This window comes from Micromonospora sp. NPDC048169 (genome assembly GCF_040652815.1).
Taxonomy (GTDB): domain Bacteria; phylum Actinomycetota; class Actinomycetes; order Mycobacteriales; family Micromonosporaceae; genus Micromonospora.
Window position 1 is genome coordinate 48,491 of sequence record NZ_JBEZMS010000018.1, and the last position, 15,625, is coordinate 64,115.

Genomic DNA, 15,625 nt, shown 5'->3' on the forward strand with positions numbered 1-15,625 from the left:
GGGCCGGGCCGCGGGTACCGACCGCGTTCGGTAGCCGTCGAGCGGATAGGGTCACTCTCCGTGGACACGATCGACCTGAGCCTCGTGGAGTTGCTGCGGGGCAACGCCCGTCTGTCGTACGCCGAGTTGGCCCGTCAGGTCGGCCTCTCCGCCCCGGCCGTGCACGAGCGGGTCGGCAAGCTGGAGTCCAGCGGGGTGATCCGGGCGTACCGGGCCGAGGTCGAGCCGGAGTCGATCGGGCTCGGCGTCACCGCGCTGATCGGCATCATCGAGGACTCCGACGCGGACACCGACGATGTGCTGGAGTCGTTCCGCCGCATTCCTGAGATCGAGTCCTGCTACTTCATGGCCGGCGTCGAGTCCTTCCTGCTCAAGGCGCGAGTCGGCACGATCGCCGAGCTGGAGCAGCTGATCGTCCGGCTGAACCGGACGGCCGGTGTGGCGTCCACCCGTACCAGCATCGCGCTGTCGACCAAGTGGGAGAACCGCCCGCAGCCGCTGGAACCCCCCACCGCCTGACGCCTCTGGCCTCCGCGCGGGGGTTGCGGTTACCGTGCGCCGATGACGAGCTCGGGACGCGGTGCGGCGGTGGTCACAGGCGCGGCCGGCGGGCTGGGGCGGGCGATCGCCGCCGCCCTGCACGCCGACGGGTGGAACGTGCTGCTCACCGACGTCGACGCGGGTGCCGTGGCGGAAGCCGCCGCACCGCTGGGTGGCTGGTCGCGCGCCCTCGACGTACGCGACGAATCCGCCTGCGCGGACGTCGCCGCCGAGGCGGCGGCCGCGCCCGGCGGCCTCGGGCTCTGGGTGAACAACGCGGGCATCCTGGTCACCGGCCCGTCCTGGGCGCACGACGCCCCGACCCGGCGCGCGGTCGTCGAGGTGAACGCGCTCGGCGCGATGAACGGCACGCTCGCCGCCGTCGCGGTGATGCGCGAGCAGGGCCGCGGCCACGTGCTCAACGTCGTCTCGCTGGCCGGGCTGATCGCCGCGCCGGGCGAGACGGTGTACGCGGCCAGCAAGCACGCCCTGCTCGCGTTCAGCCTCGGCACGCAGAGCGACCTGCGGATGGCCGGCGTCGGGGGCGTACACGTGTCGTGCCTGTGCCCGGACGGGATCTGGACGCCGATGCTGCACGACAAGCTGGACGACCCGGGAGCGCTGGCGTCCTTCACCGGCTCGCTGCTCACGCCGGAGCGGGTGGCCGCGCGGGCCGTGCGGCTGGCCCGGCGGCCCCGCCCGGTGGTCAGCCTGCCGCGCTGGCGTGGCGCCCAGGTACGGCTCCTGGACGCCTTCCCCCGGCTAGCGCTGGCCCTCACACCGGTGATCCGGGCCGCCGGGCGGGCCGGCCAGCGGCGGCAGACCCGCCGGGTCCAGGCAAACGCGAGGTCACCTCGCTTGTAACGTTGCCGTCGTGACTCACTTCGACCGGTGCGACGAGGCCAGCCGGCGCTGGGTGACCGAGGCGATCGCCGCGGTCGAGGCGGACGCCAACCGCTCCGCCGACACCCACCTGCTGCCCTTCCCGCTGCCCCGCGAGTGGGGGATCGACCTCTACCTCAAGGACGAGTCGGTGCACCCCACCGGCTCGCTGAAGCACCGGCTGGCCCGCTCGCTGTTCCTCTACGGCCTCTGCAACGGCTGGATCGGCCCGGACACCACGATCGTCGAGGCGTCGTCCGGCTCGACTGCCGTCTCCGAGGCGTACTTCGCCCGGATGCTCGGGCTGCCGTTCATCGCGGTCATGCCCGCCTCCACGTCGCCGGAGAAGATCGCCCAGATCGAGTTCCAGGGCGGGCGCTGCCACCTGGTCGGGGACCCGTCGAAGGTGGTGGTGGAGGCGCGCTGGCTCGCCGAGGACAGCGGCGGCCGGTTCATGGACCAGTTCACCTATGCCGAGCGGGCCACCGACTGGCGGGGCAACAACAACATCGCCGAGTCGATCTACGCGCAGCTCGCGCTGGAACGGCACCCGGTGCCCGCCTGGATCGTGGTCGGGGCCGGCACCGGCGGCACCAGCGCCACCATCGGCCGCTACGCCCGCTATCGCCGGCTGCCCACCAAGCTCTGCGTGGTGGACCCGGAGAACTCCGCGTTCTACCCCGCCTGGCAGGCCGGCGACTGGTCGGTCTCCACCGACCGGGGCTCCCGGATCGAGGGCATCGGGCGGCCCACCGTCGAGGCGTCCTTCCTGCCCGGCGTGGTGGACCGGATGGTGCAGGTGCCGGACGCCGCGTCGCTGGCCGCGATGCGGGCCGGCTCGGCCGTGCTCGGCCGCCGGGTCGGCGGTTCCACCGGCACCAACCTGTGGGGCGCGTTCGGGCTGATCGCGCAGATGCGCGCCGCCGGGCGTACCGGGTCGGTGGTCACGCTGATCTGCGACCCGGGCGACCGGTACGTCGACACCTACTACTCCGACGAGTGGGTGGCCGCGCAGGGCCTCGACCTCGCCCCGCACCTCGCCACCATCGACCGGTTCCTGACCGAGGGCGCCTGGCCGGCCTGAACCGGGCGGTCAGCGCGGGTCGACCCGCTCGGCCAGCCCCGGATAGCGCACCACGAAACCGTCCGGATCGACCTCCAGGTCGGCGGTGAACGTGCCGCTGGCGTACCGAACCCGGCCCGGACCCAGCGAGGTGTAGACCTGCTCGGCGGGCACCACTGCCAGGCCGGGCAGCAACACCCAGGCCACGTTCACGGCCGTCGCCAGGTCGGCGGGCAGCCGCCCCAGCCCGATCCGGCGGATCGGCAGCGTGTTCGTCAGCGGCGAGCCGCCCAGGTCCACGTCGAGCGCCTCGGCCAGCCGGCCCGGATCGTCGGTACCCGGCAGGCCCGCCGGTGGGTGACCCGCCGCGCTCAGCGCCGCGTCCAGGTCACCCTCCTCGCCGGTACGCACGCGCCACCCGTCCCCGCCCCGCTCCAGGCGTACGCTCCGCGACCAGCCGGCGCCCTCGGCCTCGACCTCCAGCCGGTTCGTCGACCAGTCGGGCGCGAGCGCCAGGCGGTAGCGGCACGTGTAGGGGACCGGATCCACGGCGAGTGCCACGCCCTGCGCGGTCAGCCCCTGCCCACCGTCGAGCACGACGTGCTCGCAGCCGGCGGTGTCGGTCCGGGCCCAGAAGAGCGACTTCGGCATGGTCCGGACGTTACGCGACCCGGCCGTCGGCGGCAGCGGATGCGCGAACGCCGCCCCGGTCCCGGGCTTGTTGCCTGCCTATCCCTGCTCGTCGCCCTCAGCCGGGCGAGCGGCTCCGGGAACCCGGGCCTACTCGTCGTCGTCCGCTGGCCGGGGCTGCCGGTGCTCCCTGATGTACCGCTCGACGTCCCGCTTCAACCAGACCGCGCCGACCGACAGCTCTTGATACGGCGCGGGGAATGCGGGGTGCCGCCGGATCTCGCGGAATCTCGACCTGCCCACGCCGAGCATCTTCAAGATCTCACCGGCCGCGACAAGCTCGCCCGGTCCCGTCTCCTTGGTCACGACTTCGAAGGTAGGGAATGAGCCGACCCGGCGGTATCCCGTCCTCACGCCGCGCAGCTAGAACGGGAGCCGAAATCACCACAGACGCACTGCCGCCGCCGAGCGGATGCTCGACGGCGGCAGTGGGTGCGCTCAGATCAGTGGGTACGTGCCGGCGGACGACCGCCGAAACCGCGCCTGTCGTCCCGGCCCCGCCCCTCGGCCCGGAAACCGCTCCGGCGCTCGGCCGGACGCGCGTCGCCCCGGTCACCGAAACGGCGCTCGGCCTGCGGGCGGTCGTCCTGGCGCCGGTCGCCGAAGCCGCGCGAACCACTGGGCCGGTCGTCGTACCGCCGCTCGTCGCGGTCGTACCCGCGTCCGGCCACCGGCCGCTGCCGGTCGCCGTACGGCCGGTCGGACCGCTCGCCGAAGCGCCTGTCGTCGCCGCGCGGAGCGCGGTCGTCGGACCGCTGGCCGCCGAAGCTCCGGTCGTCGCGGCGCTCCGGCCGCCCGAAGTGGCGCTCGCCGCCGGACCGCTCGCCCGAGTAGCGCTCGCCCGCCGGCCGGTCGCCGAACCGGCGGTCACCGCCGCGATCAGCGAACCGCTCGCCCGCCGGCCGGTCGCCGAAGCGGCGCTCGCCCCGGCCGTCACGGTCGCCGAAGCGGCGCTCGCCACGGTCGGAGAAGTCGCGTCCGCCGCCGAAGCCGCGTCCGCCACGGTCGAAGCCCCGGCCGTCGCGGTCGCCGAAGCGACGCGGGCCGCCGCCGCGTCGCGGCTCCGGCTCGTCCCGCACCGGTACGCCGCTGGGCTCGCGCGCGCCGGTCAGCTCGGCCAGCGCCTCGTCGCCCGCCCGGACCCGGGTCTCGGCCGGCTCGACGCCCGCCTTCTCCATCATGGCCAGCGTGGTGCGGCGCTGCTTGGGCAGCACGAGCGTCGCCACCGCGCCGGACTCGCCGGCCCGAGCCGTACGGCCGGCCCGGTGCAGGTAGTCCTTGGGGTCCTTCGGCGGGTCCACGTGCAGCACCAGCGAGACGCCGTCGACGTGGATGCCCCGGGCCGCCACGTCGGTCGCGACCAGCACGGGCGTCCGGCCCTCGCGGAACTCGGCGAGCGTCTTGGTGCGCATGCGCTGGGTCTTGCCGCCGTGCAGCCCACCGGCCCGCACACCGACGGCCGCGAGCTGCTCGACCAGCCGGTCCACGCCGAGCTGCGTACGGGCGAACAGCATGGTGCGGCCCTCACGGGCGGCGATGGACGCGGCGACCGCGAACTTGTCGTGCGGCGGGATCAGCAGCAGGTGGTGATCCATGGTGGACACGGCGGCGGTGGCTGGTGCGGTCGAGTGGGTGACCGGGTCGGTCATGAACCGCTTGACGAGCGTGTCGACGTCGTTGTCCAGAGTGGCCGAGAACAGCAGCCGCTGCGCGTCCGCCGGAGTCTTCGCCAGCAGTCGGGTGACCTCGGGCAGGAAGCCCATGTCCGCCATCTGGTCGGCCTCGTCCAGCACGGTGATCTCGACGTCGTCGAGGCGGCACACGCCGCGCTCGATCAGGTCGCCGAGCCGTCCGGGGGTGGCCACGACGATCTCCACGCCACGGCGCAGCGCGTCGATCTGCCGGTCGTACGGCACACCGCCGACGGCGGTCTTCAGGAACACGCCCACCGCCTTGCCGAGCGGCATCAGGGCGTCGTTCACCTGCATGGCGAGTTCCCGGGTGGGGACCAGGACCAGGGCGCGCGGGTGCAGCGGCCGGGCCCGGTTGCGGTCGGCGAGCCGGGAGATCACCGGCAGGCCGAAGGCGAGCGTCTTACCGGAGCCGGTCTGGCCCCGGCCGAGGACGTCGCGGCCCGCGAGCGAGTCGGGCAGCGTGGCCCGCTGGATCTCGAACGGGGTGGTGATGCCCTGCCGGGTGAGCACCTCGACGACCTGCCGGGGCAGGCCGAGGGAGGCGAAGTCGATGTTCTCCGGGGTCGGGTCGACGGACGGGGACGTGCTGGGTTCAGCGAACGTGGTCAAGAAATACCTCTCGAGCGGGGCGCATCTTCGCGATGGCCCGCCGCGGCCTGTCACGCCGCCGAATCGCCCGCAAGATCGCCCATGGGCGCGCAGTCGGGGCGCGCCGGGTCAGTGATCGCAGACAAGTGTACGGCGAATCGCCCACTCCGCCACGACAGTGCGAGGCGGTAGTGGGCGGGCTCACCCCTGTCACTCGATGAGCATGGTCCCGGTCAGGCCGCTCAACGCGTCGTTGGCCAGGACGACCACGAGCAGGCTGATCCCGATGAGCATGGCCAGCGCGACGGCCAACACGATGATCACCTTGGTGTTGCCGCCCCGGGCGGCCGGGCTGTCCTCGGACCAGCCCTGGGCCAGGATGTGCCCGGTCAGGGAACCGGAGTTCTCCAGCGGGTTGCCCTGCGGGAAGGACACGGTGGCGAATCCCGGGCCGTCCGTCCCGCCGTACGCGGCGGTGGCGAGGTCCGGGCCGGCGGGCTGCGGGCGTACCGGACGGGTCGTGTCGGCGTCGCGGGCGGGCACGGCCGGCGGCGGCCAGGTCGGCAGCGCCGGGGCCGGCACCACGGGCGGTGGGTCCGGCACGGGTGCGGCGGCCCACGACGGCTGCGCGGCGCCTGACGTGCCGGGCGTGACCGGTGGCGCGACGAGCGGGGCCGGCGCGGCCGGCGGACCTGGTACGGCGGCCCGCGCGGGCGGGAACGCCGGTGCGGCCGGCGGGACGGGGAACAGCGGCGCGGGCAGCGGGTCCGGAGCGTCGCTCCTCGCCGGTGGTGGCGGGAACGGCGGCGCGGGCAGCGGGTCCGGAGCGCCGGTCATCGCCGGTGGTGGCGGGAACGGCGGCGCGGGCATCGGTCCCGGCGGGGCCGGTGGCGGGGGTACCGCCGGACCCGGCGGCGGCACCGGCGGCCCGGGCACCGGCGGCACCGGCCCGGGTGGGGCCGGCGCCGGCGGGGTGGGCGCGGGCGGTGGGGGCAGAGGCGGCGTGGGCCGGAGCGGAGGTTCCGGCTCGGGGACCGGCGGCGACGGCGGCGTCGGACCCGGCACCGGGGTCGGCGCCGGCTCGGGCTCCGGGCCGTTCGGCGTCGGAGGCTGCGCGGGCTCCGGTGGCTGGACCGGCTCCGGCGGTTCCGGGTTCACCGGCCCGGCCCGGTAGACGGTGGCGGCGGCGGGCGGGGCGGCCCCCACCGAGGCGGCGACCTCCTCGGCCGAGACGCGGCTCAGGCCGGGCACGGATGCGCTGGCCCGGGCGGGTGCGCCTGGCTCAGCTGCCGAGGACGCGCCACCGAGCGGGGCCGGGCGGTCGGCGGCGGCCGGCGCCGTCTCGGCGGATTCGGCGGGCGAGGTCGCGGAGCCGTGGTGCGGTCCCGAGCCGGTTCCGTCGGCGGCGTCCGCCTGCCGGGCCGGTGCGTTGTCAGGGCCTGCCGGGTCCACGGCGTCGGCGGGTGCCGCGACGTCCCCTGCGGCCGCGTCCGTGGCGGCGGGCGGCGCGGGTGCCGACGGCCTGGGTGCGGGCGGTGCAGGCGGAGCGGGCGCGGGCACACGTGCGGAACCGGAGACGCGGGGTGCGGGGATGGCCGCCGGAGCGCCGCCGGTCGTGCCCGGGGAAGCGTCGCCGTCCGGCTCGGCCGGTGTGGCGACGGGCCCGGGCGCCACGCCAGCCGAGCCGGACGGCACGGTGACCGGCTGGGGCGTCGCCTGACGTTCGGCCACGGAGAAGGCGGACCAACTGGACGGCGGCACTGTGGCGCCGGGCAGGCGCCGGTCCAGCGGCGGTGGGGTGTCCGCCGGGGTGCCCGCCCGATAGGTGGTGGGGCCGGCCTGCGGTAGCGGCTGCTCGGCACCGGCGGGCGGCGCTACGGCCGCGCCGGCGACCGATACCCGCGCCCGCGCGACGGCCACCGGCCCCGCGAGGGCCGACCCGTCGTCGTCGCCGGTCGGGTCGGCGGGGTCGGGCGTCGGTCCCGGGTGGACCTTCGCCGCCGGAACGTCCTGCTCGCCCATCTCGCCCTCCGCACCCACGCTCGCCTCCGGCCGTGGCGCCGACCGGAAGTGCCTGGATCTCACCGTGCCATATTCCGGCCCGGGAACACAGCCGGAGCGGCGGTCGGGTCAGTCGGCGCTGCTGCTCGGGCTGGCCGAGCCGCTGCCGGACGTGCTGCTCGACGGGGCGACGCTGCTGCTGCTCGGTGCGGCACTGCTGGTGTCCGGCTCGGCGCTCGCGCTCTGGCTGGGCTCCGGCTCCGCCGACTGGCTGGGCGGCGGCGTGGTGGGCGCCGGGCTGGACGTCGTCGGCTTCGGCGTGGGCGTGGTCGGCTTCGGAGTGGTGGGCGTCGGCTTGGGCGTGGTCGACGGCTTCGGCGTGCTGGGCGTCGGCTTGGGCGTGGTCGACGGCTTCGGGGTGGCCGGCGTGGTCGGCGTCGTCGGCACGGTCGGCGGCGGTACGGGGGTGGCCGGGGCGGGTACCGCTCCGATCACCCGGGTCGCGGCGTAGAGCCGGGACCAGCGGACCACCGAGATCTTGACCACGTCACCCGTTCGTGGCGCCTCGACCATCTTGCCGTTGCCGATGTACATGGCGACGTGGTGGACGCTCGTCCAGCTGCTGCTCGACGCGAAGAACAGCAGGTCGCCGGGGAGCAGGGCGTTCGGCGAGACGGTACGGGAACGGGTGGCGAAGTACTGGTCCTTGGCGACGCGGGGCAGACCCCGGTAGCCCGCGGACTGGTAGGAGGCGAGCATCAGGCCGGAGCAGTCGAACCGGTCCGGGCCCTCGGCGGCCCACAGGTAGGGGTCACCGAGCTGGGCGAGGGCGTAGCGCACGGCGGCCAGCGCCTTCGGGTCCGCCACCAGGCCGTCGATGCTCTGGTCGACCACGTACGAGGTGCCGAGCCGCTGCTCGGCGGCGTCCGCCAGGCGCTCGATCTCCAGCAGCTTCGCCGCGTTCTCCTTGCGCAGCGCGACGAGCGCGGTCTCCTGCTTGCGCAGGTCGGCCCCGGCACGGGTGAACGCCGCCGCCTTCTCGGTGGCCCGGCGCCGCGCCGAGTCGTGTGCCTCCCGCGCGACCCGCTCGGCGCTCGTGGCGCGGAGGAGTTCGCCGGTCACCGACGTGGTGGCGCCCTCGGCCTTGTCGCCCCGGGTGATGCGCTGAAGGTTGGCGAAGTCACGCAGGCTGGCGCCGAACTCGCCGGGCGGCAGAGCCGCGTCCGCCTTGACCGCGTCGGCGGCGGCGCTCTTGGCGTTCTCCTGGGCGCGGGTGAGCGCGTCCCGGGCCTCCTTGAGCCGGGCGGCGGCCTGGGTCAGCTCGGTCTGTGCGGCGTCCCGCTCGGTCTTGATCCGGAGCAGTTCCTCGCCGAGCAGCGTGACCCGGGCGTCGAGCTGGTTGATCTGCGCGATCAGCGGGCCGTCGCCCGGGTTGGCGACGCCTGTGGTGCCGGGCAGGCCCGCCGCGCCGCCGGGAGTGGTGACGCCGGGCAGGCCCGGGACGGTGCCCGGCAGACCCGGGACGGTGCCTGGCACGCCAGGAACGGTGCCTGGTACGCCGCGAACGGCGCCGGACGAGCCGGGCAGTTGCAGGGGGCCGGTGACCTGGGGCCGGGAGCCGGTGTCGGGCACGGCGTCGGGCAGCGGGTCGGCCCATGCCGGTGTGGCGAGCGCCGCGGCCGCCACCGCACCCAGGAGGGCGGACCAGAGCGCCGGGCGCAGGATCGGTGAGATCACCGGCTGCCGTGCTCGTCGCCGTCGGGCCTTGGTGCTGTGAGCCATTCCGCTCCCCGTCCGGTCTGGGGTCCGTCACGCGTGGTTGGGGCGTGTCGGGACAGGACGGCCCTGGTGTGTGTTCCGCCCCACCCTGTCTTACCTCACGGTTGCGACGATGTCGATGTGCGGAGCGTGACGGCCGGTGAACCGGCGCACCACGTCGGCGGGCGGTCGGACCCGCGACGTAGGCTCGATCGGGAACCCAGGTGGAAGGACGTGGCCAACGGATGGACGCCGGACTCAAGCGCGAACTCGAGGCGAAGGTGTACGCGGGGGAGCGGCTGACCCGCGAGGACGGCATCGCCCTCTACGCCAGCGACGACCTGACCTGGCTGGGCCGGCTGGCCCACCACAGGCGTACCGAGCTCAACGGCGACCGGGTGATGTTCAACGTCAACCGGCACCTGAACCTGACGAACGTCTGCTCGGCGTCGTGCGCGTACTGCTCGTTCCAGCGCAAGCCGGGCGAGAAGGACGCCTACACGATGCGTATCGACGAGGCGGTCCGCAAGGCCAAGGAGATGGAGGACGAGCAGCTCACCGAGCTGCACATCGTCAACGGCCTGCACCCGACGCTGCCCTGGCGCTACTACCCGAAGGTGCTGCGCGAGCTGAAGGCCGCGCTGCCGAACGTCAAGCTCAAGGCGTTCACCGCGACCGAGGTGCAGTGGTTCGAGAAGATCAGCGGGCTCACCGCCGACGCGATCCTCGACGAGCTGATGGACGCCGGCCTGGAGTCGCTCACCGGCGGCGGCGCGGAGATCTTCGACTGGGAGATCCGCCAGCACATCGTCGACCACAACTGCCACTGGGAGGACTGGTCGCGCATCCACCGGCTGGCCCACTCGAAGGGCATGAAGACGCCGTCGACCATGCTCTACGGCCACATCGAGGAGCCCCGGCACCGGGTCGACCACGTGCTGCGGCTGCGTGAGCTGCAGGACGAGACCGGCGGCTTCCAGGTCTTCATCCCGCTGCGCTACCAGCACGACTTCGTCGACTCGGCGGACGGGAAGATCCGTAACCGGATCCAGGCCCGGACCACGATGGCCTCGCCGGCCGAGTCGCTCAAGACGTTCGCGGTGTCCCGGCTGCTGTTCGACAACGTGCCGCACGTCAAGTGCTTCTGGGTCATGCACGGCCTGTCGGTGGCGCAGCTCTCGCTGAACTTCGGCGTCGACGACCTGGACGGCTCGGTCGTCGAATACAAGATCACGCACGACGCCGACTCGTACGGCACCCCCAACACCATGCACCGCGACGACCTGCTGCACATGATCTGGGACGCGGGCTTCCGTCCGGTCGAGCGGAACACCCGCTACGAGATCGTGCGCGAGTACGACGCGCCCCCGTCGGCGGCGGAGCGCCGGTCCGAGCCGCAGCAGGTCTGGGCCTGACCTGGCGATGAGCGGCGAGGAACAGCAGCGCGCCTTCCCCCGGCGTGACGCCGAGGGGCGCATCCTGACCCTTGGTGACCTGCTCGGTGTGACCCTGGCCGGGCTGGTCATCGGGGTGCTGGCGCTGCTGGTCTTCGAGTTCGCGTTCGCCACGGTGGGCGACAGCGGCTTCGGGGGTACGAACGGCTGGCTGGCGGTGATCCTGCCGCTCTGGCTGTTCTGGGACGAGTTCCGAGCCTGGGAGTTCGGCGCCGCCCGGGTGGTGGCCGCGCTGGTCGGCATCGCGCTCGGCGTAGTCGCCGGTCTGCTCGCCGCCGGGCTGGCCTCGGGGCTGCCCGCGTTGTTCACCGGAGCGTTGGCCGCGGCGGTGTTCACCGTGGTCTACGCCACCGTCTGGTTTCATGGCGTGCACTGGCTGGCCCGGCGTACGGGCTGAGGCACGAAGAGAGTGGGAATGCGGGAATGAGCGCGGCGCTCAAGTACACGCTGGGCCGGATCGGGCTGTTCGTCGTCGTACTGGCGGCCCTCTGGTTCGTCGACATGAACATGTTCCTGCGGCTGATGCTGGCGCTGATCTTCTCCGCCACGCTGTCGTTCTTCCTGCTCAAGGGCGTGCGGGACGAGATGGCCGGGGAGATGGCGGAGGCGGCGGAGCGGCGTCGCGTGGAGAAGGAGCGGCTGCGCTCCGCGCTGGCCGGTGAGGACCAGGCCGAGCCGGACGGCGAGCGCCGCGACAGCTGAGCGGACGGGCGAAGGGCCCGGCGGACGATGTCACGCCGGGCCCTTCGCCGTTCACCAGCCGGTCGAGCCGGTCGAGCCGGTCGAGCCGGTCGAGCCGGTCGAGCCGGTCGAGCCGGTCGAGCAGCTCACCAGTTGGTCGAGCCCGGGCCGACCGGCCACGGCCGGTCGGCCGGCTTGATCAGGTACGCGATGCCGCCGGAGCCGGAGGCCACTGTGCCGTTGGCCCGGTAGCGCTTGGTGCGCAGCCAGATCTGCTCGAACTGCTCCCGCTTGTAGACGTTGCGGACCGCGTCGTTCGACGAGGACGCCGGGTCGTTGACGATCACGTCGCCCTCGGCGGTGAAACCGACGATCACGAACAGGTGCCCGGAGGTGCCGTAGTTGGCCCCGTCCAGCTCGCTGGCGAGGAACGACTGCGAGGTCACCACCGGGATACCCGCCTTGATGAAGCGTTCCGCCTCGTCCAGCGAGTGCAGCCGGGTGACCCGCGCCTCCAGGCCGGGGAAGCTCGCCGCGTACGCGGTGTTGAACGGCCAGTTGCCGGCGCCTGAGTACTCGTAGTCGTAGGTCATCCGGGCGGCGTGGTCGACTGTCGGGTCGGCGTAGGAGGGGTCGACCCAGGAGGTGTCCTCGGCCGAGGGCTTGCGGCCCCAGTACTCGACCACCATCTCGGTCGAGGTGGGGGAGCACCACGCCTCACCGCCGCCGTCGTACTCCGGGTACTCGCCGATGTGGATGTTCTGCGAGTAGCGCGGCACGGCCAGCTCGGTGCCCCAGGCGATGCCGCCCCGGCTCGGGGTGACGGTGAACCGGTCCGGCACGTTCGACGCCATCGCGCCGAGCATCCGGACCTGCGGCGCGGCGGCCTGGCCGGGCGCGCGGTAGAGGGTCAGCCGCAACTGGTACGAGCGCAGCAGCACCCCGGCGTCGGCGTCGTCGATCGAGAACGTGTCGGTCCAGATGCTCGACCACGGGTCGCCCTGCCCGTCCAGCGTGGAGCGCTTGACGTCCTGGTCGCCGGAGGCCCAGCGGCCCATGACGTACCACGGGGTCTGTGCCCCGGTGTTGTACGTGCCGTGCAGCTCGACCTGGATCCAGGTGCCGGCCGGGGTGGCGGCGTTCCACGACGCGACCATCTCGCTGGCGTCGAAGCCGATCCGCCGCTCGGGCGAGGTCCAGGTGGCGTACTCCCAGGTGCGGGTGGCGCCGGTGTGCTCGTCGGTGAACTCGGTGGTCCCCGCCGGGCGGTCGATGGTCAGCGCCGGGTGGCGGCCCGGTACGGCGCGGGTGCCCTGGTGGGTGCCGCTACGCCAGTCGGGGAAGCGGGAGAATTCCTGAAAGGTGATCTGTTCGTCGTGCGTGACGCCCGGCCGCGGGGCTTGTGCCTGGACCGGTGCGCTGGTGCCGAGGAGGGTGAGCGCGGTGAGCCCGGCGAGGGCGGCCGCGCGCATGGGTCTTCCGAACATGGCAGCTCCACAGGGAGACGGCATCGTTGCCGTTCACTGTCGCGCTTGGCGGGAAGTTTCGCCAGATGTTCAGGCATAGAAAATCATTGCCGAAGTGAGGATCAGGTCGGGATGGGTAAAGATAGAGACGAATATTGATATGACCATGTGTCTCCTGGTGGAGTGTGCGGACAACGGGATCTCCCGTACCCCCAGGAGGTTGTCAATGGCCTTCCGCGCCTCTCCGCTCCGCCGCCGGCTGGCGCTCGCCGCCGCCGTCGGCCTGACCATCGTCGCCGCGGCCGCAGCCCCCGCTGTCGCCCGCCCCGCGCCGGAAGGCTCCGGTGAGCCGACCAGCGTCGCCTACCGGGTGCTCGGCCCACGCACCGCTGCCGACCGCACCGCCGTCGCCTCCACCGGGGCCGCGATCGACTACTCCGAGCACGGCGTGCTGCACGTCACGGCGACCAGGGCCGAGGCCAACGCGATCACCCGGCTCGGATTCCGGCTCGAGAAGGACGTCGCGCCGGCACCCGCCGACGGGGGCATGACCGCCAACGCGTTCCCGCCCGCCGACTCGAACTACCACGACTACGCCGAGCTGACCGCCGTGGTGAACAAGGTGGTCGCCGACCACCCGACGATCGCCCGGAAGCTGAGCGTCGGCACGTCGTACCAGGGCCGGGACCTGATGGCGGTGAAGATCTCCGACAACGTCGCCACCGACGAGGCCGAGCCGGAGATCCTGTTCAACGCCCAGCAGCACGCCCGCGAGCACCTGACCGTCGAGATGGCGATCTACCTGCTCAACCTCTTCACCGACAACTACGGCAGCGACTCCCGGATCACCAGCATCGTCAACTCCCGGGAGATCTGGATCGTCCCCACCGTCAACCCGGACGGCAGCGAGTACGACATCGCCACCGGCTCCTACCGGTCCTGGCGCAAGAACCGGCAGCCCAACAGCGGGTCGACTGCCGTCGGCACGGACCTGAACCGCAACTGGGGCTACCAGTGGGGCTGCTGCGGCGGCTCGTCCAGCACGAAGTCGTCGGACACCTACCGGGGCCCCTCCGCCTTCTCCGCACCGGAGACCGCGGCGCTGCGCAACTTCGTCAACAGCCGGGTCGTCGGCGGGGTACAGCAGATCAAGGCCAACATCGACTTCCACACCTACTCGCAGCTGGTGCTCTGGCCGTACGGCTACACGTACAACAACACCGCCACCGGCATGAACACCGACCAGTACAACACCTTCGCCACCATCGGGCGGCAGATGGCGGCGACGAACAACTACACCCCGGAACAGTCGAGCGACCTCTACATCGCCGACGGCACCAGCATCGACTGGATGTGGGGTGCCCACAAGATCTGGGCGTACACCTTCGAGATGTACCCCGGCTCGGCCTCCGGCGGCGGCTTCTACCCGCCGGACGAGGTGATCCCGGCGCAGACCTCACGCAACCGGGAAGCCGTGCTGCTGCTGTCCGAGTACGCGGACTGCCCGTACCGGGCGATCGGCAAGCAGAGCCAGTACTGCTGACCTCACCACCGGGCGGGAACCCCGGTTCCACCCCCGCCGGGGTTCCCGCTCACCCCCTCCCGTCCCGACGATCTCCGCTGGTCGTGCGCTACGGTGGCACCGACCGTGCCACAGCGAAGCCGGTGTGAAACCGGCGCTGTCCCGCAACTGTGATGCCCCGTACGCGCGGCGCCGGCCTTCCGCCGGCGCCGACGGACGTGGGACGAGCCAGGTCGCCTGCGGCCCGGTCGCGACACGCGCTCTCGAGGAAGGGCGCCTCGCGGGCGGGCCTTTCCTCCTGTCGGCGAAGCACCACACTCCTCGACCGACAGGAGGTTCCATGTCCCGACGTACCCCCCGGCTCTTCGCCGCCGCGCTCGCGGCCGGCGTGCTGCTCCTCGGCGGCTGTGCCGAGAAGACCTCTACCGACACCCCCGCCGCCGGCGGCTCCGGCGGCGCGTTCCCGGCCACCGTCGGCAAGCTGACGCTGGACAAGCGGCCCGAGAAGATCGTCTCCCTCGCGCCGACCTCCACCGAGATGCTGTTCGCCATCGGCGCCGGCAAGCAGGTCACCGCCGTCGACGACCAGTCGAACTACCCGCCCGAGGCGCCCCGCACCGACCTGTCCGGCTACCAGCCGAACGCCGAGGCGGTCGCCTCCCGCAACCCCGACCTGGTGGTCATCTCCGACAACCTCAACAAGATCGCCGACCAGCTCGTCGCGCTGAAGATCCCGGTCCTCCAGGTTCCCGCCGCGACCACGCTCGACGACACGTACCGCCAGCTCACCGACCTGGGCACGCTCACCGGTCACCGCGCCGAGGCGGACGCCGTGGTGCGGAAGATGAAGGACGACATCACCGCGCTGACCAAGGACCTGCCGAAGCGTACGGAGAAGCTGACCTACTACCACGAGCTGGGCCCGGAGCTGTACAGCGCGACCAGCAAGACCTTCATCGGCACCATCTACGCGCTCGCCGGGCTGGAGAACATCGCCGACGCGTCCGACGCCGACGGGAAGAACGGCGGTTACCCGCAGCTCTCCCAGGAGGTCATCGTCAAGGCGAACCCCGACTTCGTCTTCCTCTCCGACACCAAGTGCTGCAAGCAGAGCGCCGACACGGTGAAGGCGCGCAGCGGCTGGTCCGGCATCACCGCCGTGAAGAACAACCAGATCGTCGAGCTGGACGACGACATCGCCTCGCGCTGGGGCCCGCGCGTGGTCGACCTGCTCAAGGTGATCGTGGACGCCACCGCCAAGGTCCCGGCCTGACCGTGGCCCTACG

At 72.9% G+C, this 15,625-nt stretch carries 13 protein-coding genes, 1 pseudogene and 1 riboswitch; of the genes and pseudogenes, 8 read left to right on the plus strand and 6 right to left on the minus strand.

The features are described 5' to 3' along the window. Positions 1 to 60: 60 nt before the first annotated feature. The 3 genes from AB0D28_RS17485 to AB0D28_RS17495 are packed head-to-tail and all read left to right on the plus strand — an operon-like array spanning position 61 to position 2,506. Positions 61 to 519, plus strand: a complete 459-nt coding sequence (locus AB0D28_RS17485) for an Lrp/AsnC family transcriptional regulator (protein ID WP_018787850.1) — start codon at positions 61 to 63, stop codon at positions 517 to 519. Between the two features lie 42 nt (positions 520 to 561). Beyond that, positions 562 to 1,404, plus strand: coding sequence for an SDR family oxidoreductase (locus AB0D28_RS17490; protein WP_357386837.1), 843 nt, complete (start codon positions 562 to 564; stop codon positions 1,402 to 1,404). A gap of 10 nt (positions 1,405 to 1,414) precedes the next feature. Continuing rightward, positions 1,415 to 2,506 (plus strand): PLP-dependent cysteine synthase family protein, encoded by a 1,092-nt coding sequence (locus AB0D28_RS17495; protein ID WP_357386839.1) that lies wholly within the window; start codon positions 1,415 to 1,417, stop codon positions 2,504 to 2,506. Between the two features lie 9 nt (positions 2,507 to 2,515). Here the strand turns inward: AB0D28_RS17495 and AB0D28_RS17500 are convergent, their stop codons facing one another. The 5 genes from AB0D28_RS17500 to AB0D28_RS17520 form a co-directional block, all read right to left on the minus strand. Then, positions 2,516 to 3,136: a putative glycolipid-binding domain-containing protein gene (locus tag AB0D28_RS17500; RefSeq protein WP_357386841.1), complete on the minus strand. Its 621-nt coding sequence runs from the start codon at positions 3,134 to 3,136 to the stop codon at positions 2,516 to 2,518. Between the two features lie 129 nt (positions 3,137 to 3,265). After that, entirely contained in the window at positions 3,266 to 3,481 is a 216-nt protein-coding gene (locus AB0D28_RS17505) for a hypothetical protein (RefSeq protein WP_357386843.1), read from the minus strand. A 137-nt stretch (positions 3,482 to 3,618) separates the two neighbouring features. Continuing rightward, positions 3,619 to 5,478 (minus strand): DEAD/DEAH box helicase, encoded by a 1,860-nt coding sequence (locus AB0D28_RS17510; protein ID WP_357386845.1) that lies wholly within the window; start codon positions 5,476 to 5,478, stop codon positions 3,619 to 3,621. A gap of 189 nt (positions 5,479 to 5,667) precedes the next feature. Then, positions 5,668 to 7,479 (minus strand): hypothetical protein, encoded by a 1,812-nt coding sequence (locus AB0D28_RS17515; RefSeq protein WP_357386847.1) that lies wholly within the window; start codon positions 7,477 to 7,479, stop codon positions 5,668 to 5,670. Between the two features lie 108 nt (positions 7,480 to 7,587). Next, a complete protein-coding gene (locus tag AB0D28_RS17520) occupies positions 7,588 to 9,240 on the minus strand; it encodes an NlpC/P60 family protein (protein WP_357386849.1) in 1,653 nt (550 codons plus the stop codon). 221 nt (positions 9,241 to 9,461) lie between these two features. Here AB0D28_RS17520 and mqnE point away from each other — a divergent pair, with 221 nt between their 5' ends. The 3 genes from mqnE to AB0D28_RS17535 are packed head-to-tail and all read left to right on the plus strand — an operon-like array spanning position 9,462 to position 11,372. Then, entirely contained in the window at positions 9,462 to 10,631 is a 1,170-nt protein-coding gene (mqnE, locus tag AB0D28_RS17525; RefSeq protein ID WP_357386851.1) for an aminofutalosine synthase MqnE, read from the plus strand. Positions 10,632 to 10,638: 7 nt separating this feature from the next. Continuing rightward, positions 10,639 to 11,067 carry a hypothetical protein gene (locus AB0D28_RS17530; RefSeq protein WP_357386853.1) on the plus strand — a complete coding sequence of 143 codons (429 nt, stop codon included), beginning with the start codon at positions 10,639 to 10,641 and terminating at the stop codon, positions 11,065 to 11,067. A 26-nt stretch (positions 11,068 to 11,093) separates the two neighbouring features. Further along, complete coding sequence (locus AB0D28_RS17535; RefSeq protein WP_357386855.1) at positions 11,094 to 11,372, plus strand: DUF4229 domain-containing protein; 279 nt, start codon at positions 11,094 to 11,096, stop codon at positions 11,370 to 11,372. A 125-nt stretch (positions 11,373 to 11,497) separates the two neighbouring features. On the opposite strand, the gene AB0D28_RS17540 is transcribed toward AB0D28_RS17535, so the two are convergent. Further along, the gene (locus AB0D28_RS17540; RefSeq protein ID WP_357386857.1) at positions 11,498 to 12,838 is read right to left on the minus strand and encodes a C39 family peptidase; all 1,341 of its coding nucleotides are present in this window, start codon (positions 12,836 to 12,838) and stop codon (positions 11,498 to 11,500) included. 205 nt (positions 12,839 to 13,043) lie between these two features. Between AB0D28_RS17540 and AB0D28_RS17545 the strand changes: the two are divergent. Together AB0D28_RS17545 and AB0D28_RS17550 are read left to right on the plus strand one after the other, a co-directional pair. After that, positions 13,044 to 14,357 (plus strand): annotated as a pseudogene (locus tag AB0D28_RS17545) (M14 family metallopeptidase); the annotation flags it as partial. 121 nt (positions 14,358 to 14,478) lie between these two features. Then, a riboswitch (cobalamin riboswitch) is annotated at positions 14,479 to 14,572 on the plus strand. Positions 14,573 to 14,679: 107 nt separating this feature from the next. Next, entirely contained in the window at positions 14,680 to 15,612 is a 933-nt protein-coding gene (locus AB0D28_RS17550; RefSeq protein WP_357386859.1) for an ABC transporter substrate-binding protein, read from the plus strand. The last annotated feature ends 13 nt before the right edge of the window (positions 15,613 to 15,625 follow it).

Bases quoted from the DNA above. Each gene is read 5' to 3' on its own strand.
- AB0D28_RS17520 (WP_357386849.1), bottom strand. From the start codon at position 9,240: ATGGCTCACAGCACCAAGGCCCGACGGCGACGAGCACGGCAGCCGGTG.
- AB0D28_RS17550 (WP_357386859.1), top strand. From the start codon at position 14,680: ATGTCCCGACGTACCCCCCGGCTCTTCGCCGCCGCGCTCGCGGCCGGC.
- AB0D28_RS17490 (WP_357386837.1), top strand. From the start codon at position 562: ATGACGAGCTCGGGACGCGGTGCGGCGGTGGTCACAGGCGCGGCCGGC.
- AB0D28_RS17530 (WP_357386853.1), top strand. From the start codon at position 10,639: ATGAGCGGCGAGGAACAGCAGCGCGCCTTCCCCCGGCGTGACGCCGAG.
- AB0D28_RS17515 (WP_357386847.1), bottom strand. From the start codon at position 7,479: ATGGGCGAGCAGGACGTTCCGGCGGCGAAGGTCCACCCGGGACCGACG.
- AB0D28_RS17540 (WP_357386857.1), bottom strand. From the start codon at position 12,838: ATGTTCGGAAGACCCATGCGCGCGGCCGCCCTCGCCGGGCTCACCGCG.
- mqnE (WP_357386851.1), top strand. From the start codon at position 9,462: ATGGACGCCGGACTCAAGCGCGAACTCGAGGCGAAGGTGTACGCGGGG.
- AB0D28_RS17500 (WP_357386841.1), bottom strand. From the start codon at position 3,136: ATGCCGAAGTCGCTCTTCTGGGCCCGGACCGACACCGCCGGCTGCGAG.
- AB0D28_RS17535 (WP_357386855.1), top strand. From the start codon at position 11,094: ATGAGCGCGGCGCTCAAGTACACGCTGGGCCGGATCGGGCTGTTCGTC.